Below are 15,690 nucleotides of genomic sequence, written 5' to 3'. Positions count from 1 at the left end.
CATGACGCAGGTCTAAGACTGCCATGCCGCGAGCGCAGCTTCGCGCGAAGGGTCGCCTGGCCGCTGTTGCATCGGCCACCCTGCGGGGCCGTCCGACCACCGGCCGGTCGCCGCCCCGGCGCCCGGCGGGTCCGGCACCGGCGGCCGGCCCCACCGCCAAGGGCCGCTCCCCCGGCGCGCCACGGCCCGCCGCAGCGCCGCCGGCTCGTCCTCGGCCAGCGCGTCCAGCAGCTCCGTCGCCCGGGGGTGCGCGGTACCGGCCAGCGTCTCGACGAGGGCGTCCAGCGCCCGGGTGCGGTGGGTGTGCAGCAGGGCCTGCGCGGCGTCCGCGACGGTGATCACGCGGGGCGCGGTGGGCGCCGTCAGGAGCGGGCGGGTGTCGTCGAACCAGCCGCACAGCAGCGGCTGGATCCGCTCGGGGTCGGCCTTGAGCAGCTCCGCCACGAGGTCGAGGAACCGCCCGGGGCGGAGATCCTCGGCGTCCGGGCGGAACGCTTCTGCGCCCCCTTCGTACGGCCCTCCGGGACCGTCGGCCCACGGCCGGGCGTCCACCCACCCGTCGTCCGCCCCGCCCCCCGCACCGCCGTCGGCGGCGTGGACCCGGACCCGCGGCGGTGGGGCGAAGGCCCGCGGCGGGCGCCCGCCCGGTGCGGCCGCCCGTGGCCCGTCGGCCGGCAGCAGACGGCGCAGCAGCTCCAGCCGGTCCGCCGCCGCCAGCGCCAGGCACCGCCAGAACACCGGTCCGAACGCCGCCGACCCGGCGCCCGCGAAGCCACCGGCCGCGACCGACCGCTCGGTGATCCGGTCGGCGAGCAGCCGCAGCACGCCCAGGTACGGCGTCGCGTCCGGCACCCCCAGCAGGACCCCGCTCAGCCGGCCGGCCGCCGCCCCGCCGGAGCCCGCCGCGGGAGCGGTCGCGGCGCACACCAACTCCCGCCATTCCGCCGGCAGTTGATCGCCCCCATCGGCCTCGCCGACCGCACCGACCGCACTGCGCGCACCCCCACCGGGACTTCCGTACGCACCCCGGTACGCGCCCCCGCACACGCCCCCGTCAACCGCCCCGAACGCATCCCCGCACGCCTCCCTGTCGACGTCCAGCACCACCATCCGCGAACCTCCCCGCCCGTTACCGTCCGTGCTCATCGGCGACGACGGTAGACAGACAGTGATCTTCGCGACAGGGTGCACGGCGAACGCGCCCCCGTGCACGCCGTGATTCACTCCGAGCGCCTGCTCGGAGGGGTGAATCACCGCAGCGCACGGGACAGAGACTCAGCGAGGGGGATGGTGGACCGCGGGCCGAACGCTCCGCGCCCGTCCGCACGGCCCGCGTTCCACCACCTCCCCCTCCGACTGCCGACGCCGGGCCCGGCCCGTCCAGACCGGGGCCGGGAGTTCGCCGACCGGGCCTGGGGCCGGTCCGGTGGATCAGGGTCGGACAGCCCCTAGGCGAAGACCGCCAGGCTCTTGGCCCGCCCGCCCTGGTTCTCCACCAGCGCCAGGAACGTCCCGTCCGGCCCGAAGGCCGCCACCGGGCCGTCGCCCTCGAAGAGCGGCATCGGGACCCGCGCGCCGTTGAGCAGCAGCCGGGACTGCGCCTCCGGGACGTCCCAGCGGGTGAACGCGGCGTCCGCGGCGTCCCCGAGCGGCATGACCGGCAGGCCACCGCCCTCGGGGTCGTCCACCGCCGCCTGGAGCTGCTCCAGCGTCCGCGCCTGGTCGAGCTTGTACGGGCCGACACGGGTGCGCCGCAGCGCCGTCAGATGGCCACCGACGCCGAGCCCGGCGCCCAGGTCACGGGCGAGGGCGCGGATGTAGGTACCGGAGGAGCAGACCACGGAGACCAGCACGTCGGTCACCGGGGTGCCGTCCGCGGCCTCGGCCTCGTGCGCGGAGTGCACCACGAACGAGGAGACGGTCACCGGCCGGGCCGGGATCTCCACGTCCTCGCCGTCCCGGACCCGCTTGTAGGAGCGCTTACCGTCGATCTTGATCGCGCTGACCTTCGACGGGATCTGCATGATCGCGCCGGAGAGCTCGGCGACCCCGGCGTCGATGTCCGCGCGGGCGATGCCGTGCGCCGCCTTGGACACCAGGATCTCGCCCTCGGCGTCATCGGTGACGGTGGTCTGCCCGAGCCGCACCGTGCCGACGTACTCCTTCTCCGTCAGCGCGAGGTGGCCCAGCAGCTTGGTGGCCCGCTCCAGGCCGAGGACCAGGACACCGGTCGCCATCGGGTCGAGGGTGCCGGCGTGCCCGACCCGGCGGGTACGGGCCATCCCGCGCATCTTCGCCACGATGTCGTGCGAAGTGAAACCGGACGGCTTGTCGACGATGACCAGGCCGCCCGGCTTGTTGCTCTGCCGCTTCATTCTGTCGCTGCGTCCTCGTCGTCCTCGTCGGCACCCGGCTTGCGGTACGGGTCCGCTTCCCCGGCGTACTTGGCGCCCGAAGAGACCTCGCGCACCTGGGCGTCCGAGGCCCGGGCCCGGTCGAGCAGGTCCTCGATCGTCTGGGCGTTCTCCGGCAGGGCGTCCGCGACGAACGTCAGCGTCGGCGTGAACTTGGTGCCGGCCGCCGCACCGACCGCGGACCGGAGCACGCCCTTGGCGCTCTCCAGCCCGGCGGCGGCGCTGGCCCGGTCCTCGTCGTCGCCGTAGACCGTGTAGAAGACCGTCGCCTCCCGTAGGTCGCCGGTGACCCGGGTGTCGGTGATGGTCACGTGCGTGCCGAGCCGCGGGTCCTTGACGCCACGCTGCAACTTCTGGGCGACCACCTCTCGGATGAGGTCCGCCAGCTTCTTCGCCCGCGCATTGTCGGCCACTGGTCCGTCTCCTTCTTGTCTTTCACGATTGTGCTTCCACCGGCGATGACCTGCCCCCGTCACTCGGGCCAGTCGTCGTCGCCGTGCAGCTGCCGGTGTACGGACAGCAGCTCTACTTCGGGCCGTGCGGCGACCAGGCGCTCACAACGGTCCATGACGTCCGTCAGGTGTCCGGCGTCCCCGGACACCACCGCCAGGCCGATACGGGCCCTGCGGTACAGGTCCTGGTCCCCCACCTCCGCGACGCTCACCGCGAATTTGCGGTGCAGCTCGGCGACGATCGGGCGGACGACGGAGCGCTTCTCCTTCAGCGACCGTACGTCGCCGAGAAGCAGGTCGAAGGACAGCGTCCCTACGTACATGCAAGACGGGTCAAGCCACCCGTGGGGCCTTAGGGGTACCTCCCGGCGTCGGCCGGGGGCGTACGTGCCATTTCGAACCGTACACGGAACGACCGGGGCCGATCGACGGAAATTCCCGCCGACCGGCCCCTCCCGCCCGTCGCCCGGCCACCACTCCTGGTGGACCGCGCTACGCACGGGCTGTCACACGCGCGTCAGCCGCGCGGCTTCTCCCGCATCTCGTACGTCGCGATGACGTCGTCGATCTTGATGTCGTTGAAGTTCCCGAGGTTGATACCGCCCTCGAAGCCTTCGCGGATCTCGGTGACGTCGTCCTTGAAGCGACGCAGGCCCACGATGGTGAGGTCCTCCGCGATGACCTTGCCGTCGCGGACGACGCGCGCCTTGGTGTTGCGCTTGACCTCGCCGGAGCGGATGAGCACACCCGCGATGTTGCCGAGCTTGGACGAACGGAAGATCTCGCGGATCTCGGCCGTACCGAGCTCGACCTCCTCGTACTCCGGCTTGAGCATGCCCTTGAGGGCCGCCTCGATCTCCTCGATCGCCTGGTAGATGACCGAGTAGTACCGGACGTCGACGCCCTCGCGCTCGGCCATCTGCGTGGCGCGGCCCTCGGCCCGCACGTTGAAGCCGATGACGATCGCGTCGGAGCCGGTCGCCAGGTTGATGTCCGACTCGGTGACCGCACCCACACCGCGGTGCAGGATGCGGATCTCGACCTCTTCGCCGACGTCGAGCTGGAGCAGCGAGGACTCGAGAGCCTCCACCGAACCGGACGCGTCGCCCTTGATGATGATGTTGAGATCCTGCACCAGACCGGCCTTGAGCACCTTGTCGAGGTCCTCGAGGGACACCCGGCGGGTGCGCTTGGCGAAGGCGGCGTTGCGTTCGCGCGCAGCGCGCTTCTCAGCGATCTGGCGTGCCGTGCGGTCCTCGTCGACGACGAGGAAGTTGTCGCCGGCGCCCGGGACGTTGGTCAGACCCAGGACCAGGACGGGGGTCGACGGACCCGCTTCCTCGACGTTGTTGCCCTTGTCGTCGAGCATGGCGCGGACCCGGCCGTACGCGTCGCCGGCGACCATCGTGTCGCCGACCCGCAGGGTGCCGCGCTGAACGAGGACGGTGGCCACGGCGCCGCGGCCGCGGTCGAGGTGGGCCTCGATCGCGATGCCCTGCGCGTCCTGCTCCGCATTGGCGCGCAGGTCGAGCGAGGCGTCCGCGGTGAGGACCACGGCCTCCAGCAGGGAGTCGATGTTCAGACCCTGCTTGGCGGAGATGTCGACGAACATGGTGTCGCCGCCGTACTCCTCGGCCACCAGGCCGTACTCGGTCAGCTGACCGCGCACCTTCGTCGGGTCGGCGCCCTCGACGTCGATCTTGTTGACCGCGACCACGATCGGCACGTCGGCCGCCTTGGCGTGGTTCAGGGCCTCGATCGTCTGCGGCATGACACCGTCGTTGGCCGCCACCACGAGGATCGCGATGTCGGTCGACTTCGCACCACGGGCACGCATGGCGGTGAACGCCTCGTGACCCGGGGTGTCGATGAAGGTGATGCGGCGCTCTTCCTCGTTGACATCGGTCGCGACCTGGTAGGCACCGATGTGCTGGGTGATGCCACCGGCCTCGCCCGCGACCACGTTGGTCTTGCGGATCGCGTCCAGCAGGCGGGTCTTACCGTGGTCGACGTGACCCATGACGGTCACCACCGGCGGACGGGAGACGAGCATCTCCTCGCCGCCCTCGTTCTCGCCGAACTCGATGTCGAAGGACTCCAGGAGCTCCCGGTCCTCCTCCTCCGGGCTGACGATCTCGACGATGTAGTTCATCTCGTCGGCGAGCAGCTGCAGCGTCTCGTCGGAGACCGACTGGGTCGCGGTGACCATCTCGCCGAGGTTCAGCATGACCTGGACCAGCGACGCCGGGTTGGCGTTGATCTTCTCCGCGAAGTCGGTCAGCGAGGCACCGCGCGACAGGCGAACCGTCGCACCGTTGCCGCGCGGCAGCATGATGCCGCCGACCGACGGGGCCTGCATGGCCTCGTACTCCTGACGGCGCTGCCGCTTCGACTTGCGGCCACGACGCGCCGGACCGCCGGGACGGCCGAACGCACCCTGCGTGCCACCACGGGCGCCGGGACCACCCGGACGACCACCGAAGCCGGGACGACCGGCGAAGCCGCCGCCACCGCCACCGGGACCGCCGCCACCGGGACGACCGGCGAAACCACCGCCACCGCCACCGGGACGACCGCCACCGCCGCCGCCACCGGGACGACCGGCGAAGCCGCCGCCACCGCCACCGGGACGACCGCCACCGGCACCGGGACGACCGGCACCACCGGGACCGCGACCGCCGCCGCCGGGGCCCGGACGCGGGCCGGCAGCCGGACGCTGCGGCATCATGCCCGGGTTCGGGCGGTTACCGCCGCCGGGACGCGGACCGGCACCGCCGGGCGCCGCACCCTGCGGACGGGGCATCGCACCGGGGGTCGGACGCGGACCGCCGCCCTGGCCCTGCGGCCGGGGACCACCCTGGCCGCCGCCCTGCGGGCGCGGACCGGGCTGGCCGGGACGCGGGGCGCCACCGGGACGCGGGGCCTGCGGACGGGCCATGCCCGTGGAGCCACCGGAGGTGAAGGGGTTGTTGCCCGGACGCGGACCGGCCGGACGGGAGCCGCCGGGACGCGGCGCCTGCCCACCAGGACGCGGGGCGTTGCCACGCTGCTGGCCCTGGCCGGACGACGGACGACCACCGGGACGCGGGCCCGGGGCGGCACCCGGGCGGGTGCTCTGCGGTGCGGCGGCCGCCGGCGACGGCGGGGCCTGGAACTCCGGCTGCGCGGGCGCGGCCGGAGCGGGCTTGGGCGCCGCGGGGCGCGCCGGGGCCGGACGCGGACCCGGGGTGGGGCCACCGGCAGGCTTGGAGGCCGCGGGGGCCACCGGGGTAACAGGTGCCTCCGGGGTAACAGGTGCCACCGGGGCAACGGGTGCCGCCGGGGCAACAGGTGCCTCCGGGGCGGCCGGAGCCGCGGGGCCCGGCTTGGGGGCGCCCGGCTTCGGGGCAGCCGGACGCGCCGCCTGCGCCGGAGTGGGCGCGGACGGCTTCGCGGGGGCCGACTTGCGCGGCGCCGCGGGCTTGCCGGCGGTACGGCCACCGCCGCTGCCCGCCTGGAAAGCGTCGGTCAGCTTGCGAACAACCGGCGCCTCGATCGTCGAGGACGCCGAACGGACGAATTCACCAAGTTCTTGGAGCTTGGCCATGACGACCTTGCTCTCAACACCGAACTCCTTGGCGAGTTCGTAAACCCGGACCTTAGCCACTTCGCTCCTTCTAGGTCCGGGTGTCCACCGGACCGTCGCTACTTCATGGGCGTACTCATCGCGTACTCATCGAGTGCTCATCGCAATCTCGACCTACTTCCGACTCGCGAGGTACCTGACCGCACGGTGTTCCGTGCGCTGTGCGTTTCTTGCCTGTGCGTTATTGCCATGGCTGCTGCTCAACGCGCGCCCCCTTCGACGAACCGGCGCAACTCCGCCGTCTCGAACGGGCCGCGGCCCCGGTAGGCCCGGGGGAACGCCCGGCGGCGAACCGCCAGGTCGACGCAGACCAGTGTCCGGTGCACATAAGCACCCCGGCCGGGCAGCGTACCGCGAGGATCGGGGACGCACTCGCCCTCGATCACCACGATGCGCAGCAAATCGCCCTTGGCCGCTCGCTCCCGGCAACCCAGACAAGTGCGCTCAGGGCATGCGCGGGCATGCGTCCGGCCAGACACTGCTTAAGTCTACCTCCCCACGGCCACTCCACCCCGACGGGGTAAAGCCGGATCCGTTGCTCAGAATTCCCTGCGGGGCGCCGCGGCACCACTTCTTTTCGTCGTCCGCCGCGGCCACCCGTCGCGCTGGCTCAGCCCTGCGCCGTCGCGTGCTCGGTGTCGGGGCGGATGTCGATCCGCCAGCCGGTGAGCCGCGCCGCGAGCCGGGCGTTCTGCCCTTCCTTGCCGATGGCCAGCGACAGCTGGTAATCGGGCACGGTCACCCGGGCGGAGCGCGCCGACAGGTCCACGACCTCGACCTTGCTGACCCGGGCCGGGGACAGCGCGTTCGCCACCAGCTCGGCCGGGTCGTCCGACCAGTCCACGATGTCGATCTTCTCGCCGTTGAGCTCGGCCATCACAGCCCGCACCCGGCCGCCCATCGGCCCGATGCACGCGCCCTTGGGGTTCAGCCCCGACCGCATCGACCGCACCGCGATCTTCGTGCGGTGGCCGGCCTCGCGGGCGATGGCGGCGATCTCCACCGACCCGTCGGCGATCTCCGGCACCTCCATGGCGAACAGCTTCTTCACCAGATTGGGGTGGGTGCGCGAGAGGGTGACCGAGGGGCCGCGGACACCCTTGACGACGCGGACGACGTACGACCGCAGCCGGGTGCCGTGCGTGTACTCCTCGCCCGGGACCTGCTCCTGCACCGGCAGGATGGCCTCCAGCCTGCCGATGTCGACCAGGACGTTCTTGGGGTCCTTGCCCTGCTGGACGACGCCGGTGACGACGTCGCCCTCCCGCCCGGCGTACTCACCGAACGTGATCTCCTCCTCGGCGTCCCGCAGCCGCTGCAGGATGACCTGCTTGGCGGTGGTCGCCGCGATCCGCCCGAAACCGGACGGGGTGTCGTCGAACTCGCGCGGCTCGGCACCCTCCTCCAGGTCTTCCGGATCCTCCTTCGCCCACACCGTCACATGCCCGGTGCTGCGGTCCAGCTCCACCCGCGCCCGGCGGCGGCTGCCCTCGGTGCGGTGGTACGCGATGAGGAGGGCCGACTCGATCGCCTCGACCAGCAGGTCGAACGAGATCTCCTTCTCCCGCACCAGACCCCGCAGGGCACTCATGTCGATGTCCACGGCTACGCCTCCTCCTTGTTCTCGTCGTGCTCGTCGTACTCGTTGTGCTCGTCGTACTCGTTGTGCTCGTCGTGCTCGTCGTGCTCGTCTGTGTGCGCGTCCTGCGACGCCTCGCCCTTGGCGGCGCGGGCGGGCTTGGGGTTGAACTCCAGCTCGACCCGCGCCTTGGCGATCTCCTCGAACGCGACCCGGCGGGCCGTCGGCTTGCGGCCCTTGACGCCCGGAACCTCCAGGTCCAGGCCGGTGTCGTCGGTGGCGACGATCCGTGCCACCAGGTCACCGCCCTCGTGGAGGCGGGCCTTGATCAGGCGGCCGACGGCGCGGCGGTAGTGCCGCGACTCGGTCAGCGGCCGGTCGGCACCGGGCGAGGTCACCTCAAGGGTGTACGGGGCGCCGCCCATCGCGTCGGTGTCGTCCAGGACCATGGACGCCTCGCGGCTCAGCTCGGCACATTCGTCCAATTGGACGCCCGCGTCGGAATCGACCACGATCCTCAGCACCCGGCTCTTGCCGGCCGGGGTCACCTCGATCTCTTCCAGATCCAGGTCTCGCGCGGCGACGAGCGGTTCAAGCAGTCCGCGCAGCCTCTCGCTCTGGGTGGTGCTCATCCGGGTGACTCCTCGGCCGCGTGTGCTGTTGTGGGTAGGTCGCGTGTCGGGTCAAAGCCTATCGGTTCCGGCGGGGTACTGACGATTCGGTGGGTCGCCATGGATACGCTCGCCTGCGGTGATCACGACGGAAGACCCCGGGAAGTGCAACGTGCCGAAAGTGGCGCTCACACGCAGAACGACCCTGCTGGCCGGCGCCGCCCTGGGGGGTGCGGCACTGCTCGCCGGATGCGCCGAAAGCGCCCGGCCCGCCCCGGACGCACCCGAGCACTCGGCGGCCGCGGAACGGCTGCGGGCACGGGCCGCCCAGGACAGCACGGCGCTGCTCGCGCGGTACGACGCGACACTCGCGGCACATCCGGCGCTGGGGACGCGGCTGCGGCCACTCCGGGCCGAAGTCGCCCGCCACGCCGAGGCGTTCACCGCCGACCCGCCGTCCGCCGGCGCCTCCGCTCCTGCCTCAGCGCCGCCGGCCGGCGCGGCGCGGGGGGCCGACGCGCCCCGCGTACCGGCCGATGAGCGGGCCGCCCGTACGGCGCTCGCCGATGCGGAACGCACGCTCGCGGACGCCCGTACGGCGGCTCTGGTGTCCGCGCCGGCCGAACTGGCCCGGCTGCTCGCCTCGGTCGCGGCGGCCGGGGCGGCCCATGCGTACCTCCTGACGGAGGCCGGGTGAGGCGGACGCCGCCGAACCCGTGCCCTGTGGTGCGCAGGGCGATGACGTACGGCGCGGAGCCAACGGCGAGGCGCCCCAGTAGAGGGAGAAGGAACGGAGCATGACGACGACGGGCGCACCGCGTGACGGGGGTCGCGACCGCGACGAGTTGACGGCGACGCAGGCCGCGCTGGCGGCGGAGCACGCCGCGGTGTACGGGTACGGCGTGGTCGGCGGGCGGATCGGGGCCGGGCGACGCACGGAGGCACAGGCCGCGTACGACGCGCATCGGTCCCGGCGGGACGCGCTGCGGCGTGCCGTGCGGGACCTCGGCGGCACACCGCAGGCCGCGGCCGCCGGCTACGCGCTGCCGTTCCCGGTGCCGGACGCGGCCGCCGCGGTGCGGCTGGCCGCGGAGTTGGAGGACCGGGTGGCGGCCGTCTACGCGGACCTCGTCCGGGCCGCCGGTGGTACGCACCGCAAGGAGGCGGCGGCGGCGCTGCGCGAGGCGGCGGTGCGGGCGGTCCGCTGGCGGGGCAGCGGCGTAGCCTTCCCTGGGCTCGTGGAGCGGGCCGCGGCGCCCGCCCCGTCGGGTGCCGCGGGCACCGACTCCGACGCGCTGTGACGACCGGCCGCCGCGGCGGCCACTCCCCCACGAAAAGGACAGCTCAGGCATGGCAACGGCACCCATCGAACCGCCGCAACGATTGGTGAGCGCGCTCAGCGGCGATCAGGAGGGTCCCGTACGGGCCTGGCTGGCGGCGCTGCCGGAACTGGTCCAACAGCGGCTGGACGCCTGGGAGTTGACGCTGGATCGGGTGCACGCACCGGGTGGCCGCAGCAGCCTCGTGGCGTTCGTGCGGCAGCAGGACGGGACGCCGGCGGCGTTGAAGTTCCCGGTGCCGGGGCGGGCCGCCGCGCAGGAGGCGGCGGCGCTGCGGGTGTGGGACGGCTGGGGTGCGGTGCAACTGCTGCGGGCCGACGAGGCGAGCGGTGCACTGCTGCTGGAGCGGTTGCAGGGATCGGTGTCGCTGCGCTCGCTGCCGGAGGCCAAGGCGCTGCTGGAGGCGGCCGGCACGGTGCGCCGGCTGTGGGTGGCGCCGCCGGCGGGGCATCCGTTCGCCACGGTGGCGGAGCGGACCGCGGCGGACGCGGAGCGGCTCCGGGCGGCCGGGGAACCGGCGGGTGCCGGACCACTGCTGGACGAGGCGCTGGAGCTGGGGCGGTCGCTGCCGGCCGGGGCGGCGGAGGATTTCGTGCTGCACGGGGCGTTCCGGCAGGGGAAGGTACTGGCCGGCGAGCGCGCGCCGTGGCTGACGGTGGGGCCGTCGCCGCTGGTCGGCGAGCGGGCGTACGACCTGGCGCGGCTGGTGTTGGACCGGTTCGAGGATCTGCTCGCCGGGTCGGGCGCGGCCGCGGCGGCCCGGCGGCGGGTGGCGAAGCTGGCCGACTCGCTGGATGTGGACCGGGAGCGGCTGCGCGGCTGGTCGCTGTACCGGGCGGTGCGCGCCGGGGTGCGGGAGTCGGTGTCGGGTGACCGGCGGCGGGGCGAGTCGCTGCTGGAGTTCGCGACCTACGTGTAGCGGGCGGGTACGGCGACGGGCCGGTCGGGGCGGGTGCCCCGGCCGGCCCGTCGCCGTATGCGGTCAGGCGCTGAGGCGCGCGACGGCCTCCGCGACCGTCAGCTCCTCGCGCTCGCCGGTGCGGCGGTCCTTGACCTCGACGACGCCCTCGCCGGCGCGGCGGCCGGCGACGACGATGGTCGGCACGCCGATCAGCTCCGCGTCGGTGAACTTCACGCCGGGCGAGACGCCGGGCCGGTCGTCGACCAGGACCCGCAGGCCGGCGGCGGCGAGCTGGTCGCTGACCTCCAGGGCGAGTTCGGTCTGCTTGGCCTTGCCGGCCGCGACGACGTGGACGTCGGCGGGGGCCATCTCACGGGGCCAGCACAGGCCCTTGTCGTCGGCGTGCTGCTCGGCCAGCGCGGCGACGGCCCGCGAGACGCCGATGCCGTACGAGCCCATGGTGACGCGGACCGGCTTGCCGTTCTGGCCGAGCACGTCGAGCTGGAAGGCGTCGGCGTACTTGCGGCCCAGCTGGAAGATGTGGCCGATCTCGATGGCGCGGTCCAGCTTCAGGCCGGTGCCGCAGTTCGGGCAGGGGTCGCCCTCCTGCACCACGACCGCGTCGACGTACGCGTCGACCTCGAAGTCGCGGCCGGCGACGACGTTCTTGGCGTGCACGCCTTCCTTGTTGGCGCCGGTGATCCAGGCGGTGCCGGGGGCGATGCGGGGGTCGGCGAGGTACGTCACCTTCTCCAGGCCCTGCGGGCCGACGTAGCCGCGGACGAGGTCGTCGCGGCCCACGAAGTCCTCGGCGGTCACCAGCTCGACGGCGGCCGGGGCGAAGTGCGCCTCGACCTTGTCCATGTCGACCTCGCGGTCACCGGGCACGCCCACGGCCACGATCTCGCCGCCGACCTTGACCAGGAGGTTCTTGAGGGTGGCGGAGGCCGGCACGCCGAGGTGCGCGGCGAGCGTCTCGATGGTCGGGGTGTCCGGCGTCGGGACCTCTTCCAGCGCGGGCACGTCGGCGGCGTCCACCGGCTTCAGGGCGTAGGTGATCGCCTCGGTGTTGGCCGCGTAGTCGCAGCTCGGGCAGTCGGCGAAGGTGTCCTCGCCGGCCGCGGCCGGGGCGAGGAACTCCTCGGACTTGGAGCCGCCCATGGCGCCGGCGGTGGCGGCGCAGATGCGGTAGTCGAGGCCCAGGCGCTCGAAGATCCGCTGGTACGCGGCGCGGTGCAGCGCGTACGACTCGGCGAGACCCTCGTCGGCGGTGTCGAAGGAGTACGAGTCCTTCATCTGGAACTCGCGGCCGCGCAGGATGCCGGCGCGCGGGCGGGCCTCGTCGCGGTACTTGGTCTGGATCTGGTAGAGGATCACCGGCAGGTCCTTGTAGGACGTGCACTGGTCCTTCACCAGCTGGGTGAAGATCTCCTCGTGGGTGGGGCCGAGGAGGTAGTCGCCTCCCCTGCGGTCCTTCAGGCGGAACAGCTCGGCGCCGTACTCCTCCCAGCGGCCGGTCGCCTCGTAGGGCTCCCTCGGCAGGAGGGCGGGCAGCAGGACCTCCTGGCCGCCGATGGCGTCCATCTCCTCGCGCACGATCCGCTCGACGTTGGCGAGGACCTTCTTGCCGAGCGGCAGCCAGGACCAGACACCGGCGGCGGTGCGGCGCACGAAACCGGCGCGCACCAGGAGCTTGTGGCTGAGCACCTCGGCGTCGGCCGGGTCGTCGCGCAATGTCTTGAACATCAACCGGGACATGCGCTGGACCTGTGCGGCGTTGGCCATGGGAGTTTCTCCTGCGTAAGAAAGGTGACTCCCTGGAGGTTAGCCGCAGGGGTGTGGCGCACGGAAATGCGTATCCGCTGCGCGGGGCTGCTTCCCGCCTTGGCGGGTTCGCCGCCGTGGGGGTTGTTGCTGTTGCGCCTGCGGCGCCGGCCGCTGCGCGGGGCTGTGCGGACCCGTCCCCTCCCGTTGCTGGAAGGGAAGAGAAGGAGCGTGGTCAGGGGCGCTTCAGGGGGAGGGGGGCGCCCATGACCGCGTAGGGGGTCGGGGCGCTCGGAAACAGCACCCGGCGGGCGATGTCCTGGTAGCCGAGGGAACGGTACAGGCCGCGGGCCGGGCTTTCGGTGTCGATGGCGGAGAGGATGCTGCGGGGTTCGGCGGCCCCGTCGGTGATCCGAGTGATCAGGCCGCGGCCGATGCCGCGGTTCTGGTAGGCGGGGTGGACGTGCAGTTCGGTGATGACGAAGGAGTCGTCGAGCCAGTGGTCCAGGCCCTGGCTGCGCAGGTAGGGCTCGACGACGGTGGACCACCAGTGGGCGCGGTCGTTGGGCATGCCGTAGACGAAGCCGACGAGTCGGCCGGCGGGGGTGGTGGCGCCGAGGGCGCGGGCGCCGGGGCAGCCGAAGTGACGCAGCACGATGTGGCGGCGAACTGCGATCTCGTCGTCGCTGAGTCCGAAGGCGAGGGCTTGTACGGCGAGCGCGTCGTCCACGCGGGCAGCGAGATCGAGCGGGCCGACCGCGACGTCATCCATGGTCGGAGCGTACAAGGCGGCGGGTCAGAAAAGTACGCTCATGAATGCGCCGACTTCCTCGAAGCCCACCCGGCGGTAGGCGGCGCGGGCGGCGGTGTTGAAGTCGTTGACGTAGAGGCTGACGACGGGGGCGACGTCGCTGAGGGCATAGCGGAGGACCGCGGCCATGCCGGATTCGGACAGGCCCTTGCCGCGGTGAGCGGGGGCGACCCAGACGCCCTGGATCTGGCAGGCGTGCGGGGTGGCGGCGCCGATCTCGGCCTTGAAGACGACCTTGCCGTCCTCGATGCGGGCGAACGAGCGGCCGGCGCCGACGAGTTCGGCGACCCGTGCCTGGTAGAGGAGTCCGCCGTCGCCGGCGAGCGGGGAGATGCCGACCTCTTCGGTGAACATGGCCACGCACGCGGGCATGATCAGGTCGAGTTCGTCCTTGCGGATCCGCCGGACGTACGGGTCGGGGGCGATCTCGGTGGACGGGGTGCGGGCGACCATCAGCGGCTGGTGCGCGCGGATCTCGCGGGCCGGGCCCCAGTGGGGTTCCAGCAGTGACCAGAGAACGGCGGTGGGGCCGGCCGGGCCGACGATGGAGGAGCAGCGGCGGCCCTGGCGGCGGGCGCGTTCGGCGAAGCCGCGGACGGCTTCGGGGGTGGCGCAGACGGGGACGAGGTTGGCCCCGGCGTAGCAGAGGGACTCCAGTCGGCCGCCGACGTACCAGCCCCACATCTCGCCGCCCAGCCGCCAGGGGTCGAGGCCGGCGACCTGGACCCGGGCGGCGACGAAGGCGTTGGCGACCGGGTCGCGGTCCAGGACCACGAGTGCCGCGTCGAGCTCTCCCGGTTCGAGGACCTTGATGGTGGTGGTCGTCAGCACGTGTGGGGAAGCCTCACCGTTGCGGGGCCTGGGAGGCCAGGCGGAGCGGGTCCTGGCACTGTACCTCCACGGGCCGGGGAGCACCCCGGGCTCCTGGGGGCGACGGACTCGAGCCCCGCGGCCCGGGAGGGCGGCGGGGCTCGGACGGGGTGCGGCGCTGGTCAGCCGGCGGCGGTGACGACCGGCTCGCCGGAGGCGACGCCGTCGGCCTCCATCTGCGCGGCGATCTTCAGGGCCTCTTCGATGAGGGTCTCGACGATCTTGGACTCGGGGACGGTCTTGATGACCTCGCCCTTGACGAAGATCTGGCCCTTGCCGTTGCCGGAGGCGACGCCGAGGTCGGCCTCGCGGGCCTCGCCGGGGCCGTTGACGACGCACCCCATGACGGCGACCCGGAGCGGGACCTCCATACCCTCCAGGCCCGCGGTGACCTCGTCGGCGAGCTTGTAGACGTCGACCTGGGCGCGGCCGCAGGACGGGCAGGAGACGATCTCCAGGCGGCGGGGGCGGAGGTTGAGGGACTCCAGGATCTGGATGCCGACCTTGACCTCCTCCACGGGCGGGGCGGAGAGCGAGACCCGGATGGTGTCGCCGATGCCCTCGCTGAGCAGCGCGCCGAAGGCGACCGCGGACTTGATGGTGCCCTGGAAGGCGGGGCCGGCCTCGGTGACGCCGAGGTGGAGGGGGTAGTCGGACTGGGCGGCGAGCTGGCGGTAGGCGTTGACCATCACGACCGGGTCGTTGTGCTTGACCGAGATCTTGATGTCGCGGAAGCCGTGCTCCTCGAAGAGGGACGCCTCCCACAGGGCGGACTCGACCAGGGCCTCGGGGGTGGCCTTGCCGTACTTCTGGAGCAGGCGCCGGTCGAGGGAGCCGGCGTTGACGCCGATCCGGATCGGGGTGCCGGCGTCGGAGGCCGCCTTGGCGATCTCCTTGACCTTGTCGTCGAACTGCTTGATGTTGCCCGGGTTGACCCGGACCGCGGCGCAGCCGGCGTCGATGGCGGCGAAGACGTACTTCGGCTGGAAGTGGATGTCCGCGATCACCGGGATCTGCGACTTCCTCGCGATCACCGAGAGCGCGTCGGCGTCGTCCTGGGTGGGGCAGGCGACCCGGACGATCTGGCAGCCGGAGGCGGTCAGCTCGGCGATCTGCTGGAGCGTGGCGCCGATGTCGGAGGTCCGGGTGGTCGTCATCGACTGCACCGAGACCGGTGCGTCTCCGCCCACGGCGACCGTACCGACCTGGATCTTGCGGCTGACCCGGCGGTCGGCGAGCTTGGTCGGGACGTCCGGCATTCCCAGTGCGATGGCAGTCATCTGGCGAGCAACCCCAAGGTATGGATCAAGGCCCGGATTCGGC

The 15,690-nt window shown here is 72.8% G+C and carries 15 protein-coding genes; 3 read left to right on the top strand and 12 right to left on the bottom strand.

What is annotated here, in order from left to right; genetic code table 11:
• Positions 1-12 precede the first annotated feature (12 nt).
• The 8 genes from ACFVT2_RS33420 to rimP all read right to left on the bottom strand — a co-directional run bounded on the left by ACFVT2_RS33420 (position 13) and on the right by rimP (position 8,702).
• Positions 13-1,146: a hypothetical protein gene (locus tag ACFVT2_RS33420; RefSeq protein WP_390024071.1), complete on the bottom strand. Its 1,134-nt coding sequence runs from the start codon at positions 1,144-1,146 to the stop codon at positions 13-15.
• 302 nt (positions 1,147-1,448) lie between these two features.
• A complete protein-coding gene (gene truB / locus ACFVT2_RS33415; RefSeq protein WP_390024070.1) occupies positions 1,449-2,375 on the bottom strand; it encodes a tRNA pseudouridine(55) synthase TruB in 927 nt (308 codons plus the stop codon).
• Positions 2,372-2,827 (bottom strand): 30S ribosome-binding factor RbfA, encoded by a 456-nt coding sequence (gene rbfA / locus ACFVT2_RS33410; RefSeq protein WP_390024068.1) that lies wholly within the window; start codon positions 2,825-2,827, stop codon positions 2,372-2,374. Before rbfA ends, truB begins: the two co-directional genes overlap by 4 nt.
• A gap of 59 nt (positions 2,828-2,886) precedes the next feature.
• Positions 2,887-3,189 (bottom strand): DUF503 domain-containing protein, encoded by a 303-nt coding sequence (locus ACFVT2_RS33405; RefSeq protein ID WP_390024066.1) that lies wholly within the window; start codon positions 3,187-3,189, stop codon positions 2,887-2,889.
• A 194-nt stretch (positions 3,190-3,383) separates the two neighbouring features.
• Positions 3,384-6,512, bottom strand: coding sequence for a translation initiation factor IF-2 (gene infB / locus ACFVT2_RS33400; RefSeq protein ID WP_390024064.1), 3,129 nt, complete (start codon positions 6,510-6,512; stop codon positions 3,384-3,386).
• Between the two features lie 179 nt (positions 6,513-6,691).
• Positions 6,692-6,970 (bottom strand): YlxR family protein, encoded by a 279-nt coding sequence (locus ACFVT2_RS33395; RefSeq protein ID WP_390024062.1) that lies wholly within the window; start codon positions 6,968-6,970, stop codon positions 6,692-6,694.
• A gap of 131 nt (positions 6,971-7,101) precedes the next feature.
• Positions 7,102-8,094 carry a transcription termination factor NusA gene (nusA, locus tag ACFVT2_RS33390; protein WP_390024060.1) on the bottom strand — a complete coding sequence of 331 codons (993 nt, stop codon included), beginning with the start codon at positions 8,092-8,094 and terminating at the stop codon, positions 7,102-7,104.
• Positions 8,095-8,096: 2 nt separating this feature from the next.
• The gene (gene rimP / locus ACFVT2_RS33385; RefSeq protein ID WP_390024058.1) at positions 8,097-8,702 is read right to left on the bottom strand and encodes a ribosome maturation factor RimP; all 606 of its coding nucleotides are present in this window, start codon (positions 8,700-8,702) and stop codon (positions 8,097-8,099) included.
• Between the two features lie 160 nt (positions 8,703-8,862).
• Here rimP and ACFVT2_RS33380 point away from each other — a divergent pair, with 160 nt between their 5' ends.
• The 3 genes from ACFVT2_RS33380 to ACFVT2_RS33370 all read left to right on the top strand — a co-directional run bounded on the left by ACFVT2_RS33380 (position 8,863) and on the right by ACFVT2_RS33370 (position 10,940).
• Complete coding sequence (locus tag ACFVT2_RS33380; RefSeq protein WP_390024116.1) at positions 8,863-9,378, top strand: hypothetical protein; 516 nt, start codon at positions 8,863-8,865, stop codon at positions 9,376-9,378.
• A gap of 100 nt (positions 9,379-9,478) precedes the next feature.
• Positions 9,479-9,982: a ferritin-like domain-containing protein gene (locus ACFVT2_RS33375; protein ID WP_390024056.1), complete on the top strand. Its 504-nt coding sequence runs from the start codon at positions 9,479-9,481 to the stop codon at positions 9,980-9,982.
• A 49-nt stretch (positions 9,983-10,031) separates the two neighbouring features.
• Entirely contained in the window at positions 10,032-10,940 is a 909-nt protein-coding gene (locus tag ACFVT2_RS33370) for an aminoglycoside phosphotransferase family protein (RefSeq protein ID WP_390024054.1), read from the top strand.
• Between the two features lie 63 nt (positions 10,941-11,003).
• On the opposite strand, the gene ACFVT2_RS33365 is transcribed toward ACFVT2_RS33370, so the two are convergent.
• The 4 genes from ACFVT2_RS33365 to ispG form a co-directional block, all read right to left on the bottom strand.
• Positions 11,004-12,707 (bottom strand): proline--tRNA ligase, encoded by a 1,704-nt coding sequence (locus ACFVT2_RS33365; RefSeq protein ID WP_390024052.1) that lies wholly within the window; start codon positions 12,705-12,707, stop codon positions 11,004-11,006.
• 214 nt (positions 12,708-12,921) lie between these two features.
• A complete protein-coding gene (locus ACFVT2_RS33360; RefSeq protein ID WP_390024050.1) occupies positions 12,922-13,458 on the bottom strand; it encodes a GNAT family N-acetyltransferase in 537 nt (178 codons plus the stop codon).
• Between the two features lie 24 nt (positions 13,459-13,482).
• Entirely contained in the window at positions 13,483-14,328 is an 846-nt protein-coding gene (locus ACFVT2_RS33355) for a GNAT family N-acetyltransferase (RefSeq protein WP_390024048.1), read from the bottom strand.
• A 161-nt stretch (positions 14,329-14,489) separates the two neighbouring features.
• Positions 14,490-15,647 carry a flavodoxin-dependent (E)-4-hydroxy-3-methylbut-2-enyl-diphosphate synthase gene (gene ispG / locus ACFVT2_RS33350; RefSeq protein WP_016570719.1) on the bottom strand — a complete coding sequence of 386 codons (1,158 nt, stop codon included), beginning with the start codon at positions 15,645-15,647 and terminating at the stop codon, positions 14,490-14,492.
• Positions 15,648-15,690 lie beyond the last annotated feature (43 nt).

Source organism: Streptomyces sp. NPDC058000 (genome assembly GCF_042886435.1).
Lineage (GTDB): Bacteria > Actinomycetota > Actinomycetes > Streptomycetales > Streptomycetaceae > Streptomyces.
This window is presented reverse-complemented; position numbering and strand designations above follow the sequence as displayed.

Coding starts and splice junctions, on each gene's coding strand:
- ACFVT2_RS33420 (WP_390024071.1), bottom strand. CDS start 1,146: ATGAGCACGGACGGTAACGGGCGGGGAGGTTCGCGGATGGTGGTGCTG.
- truB (WP_390024070.1), bottom strand. CDS start 2,375: ATGAAGCGGCAGAGCAACAAGCCGGGCGGCCTGGTCATCGTCGACAAG.
- ACFVT2_RS33405 (WP_390024066.1), bottom strand. CDS start 3,189: ATGTACGTAGGGACGCTGTCCTTCGACCTGCTTCTCGGCGACGTACGG.
- rimP (WP_390024058.1), bottom strand. CDS start 8,702: ATGAGCACCACCCAGAGCGAGAGGCTGCGCGGACTGCTTGAACCGCTC.
- ACFVT2_RS33375 (WP_390024056.1), top strand. CDS start 9,479: ATGACGACGACGGGCGCACCGCGTGACGGGGGTCGCGACCGCGACGAG.
- ACFVT2_RS33370 (WP_390024054.1), top strand. CDS start 10,032: ATGGCAACGGCACCCATCGAACCGCCGCAACGATTGGTGAGCGCGCTC.
- ACFVT2_RS33365 (WP_390024052.1), bottom strand. CDS start 12,707: ATGGCCAACGCCGCACAGGTCCAGCGCATGTCCCGGTTGATGTTCAAG.
- ACFVT2_RS33360 (WP_390024050.1), bottom strand. CDS start 13,458: ATGGATGACGTCGCGGTCGGCCCGCTCGATCTCGCTGCCCGCGTGGAC.
- ispG (WP_016570719.1), bottom strand. CDS start 15,647: ATGACTGCCATCGCACTGGGAATGCCGGACGTCCCGACCAAGCTCGCC.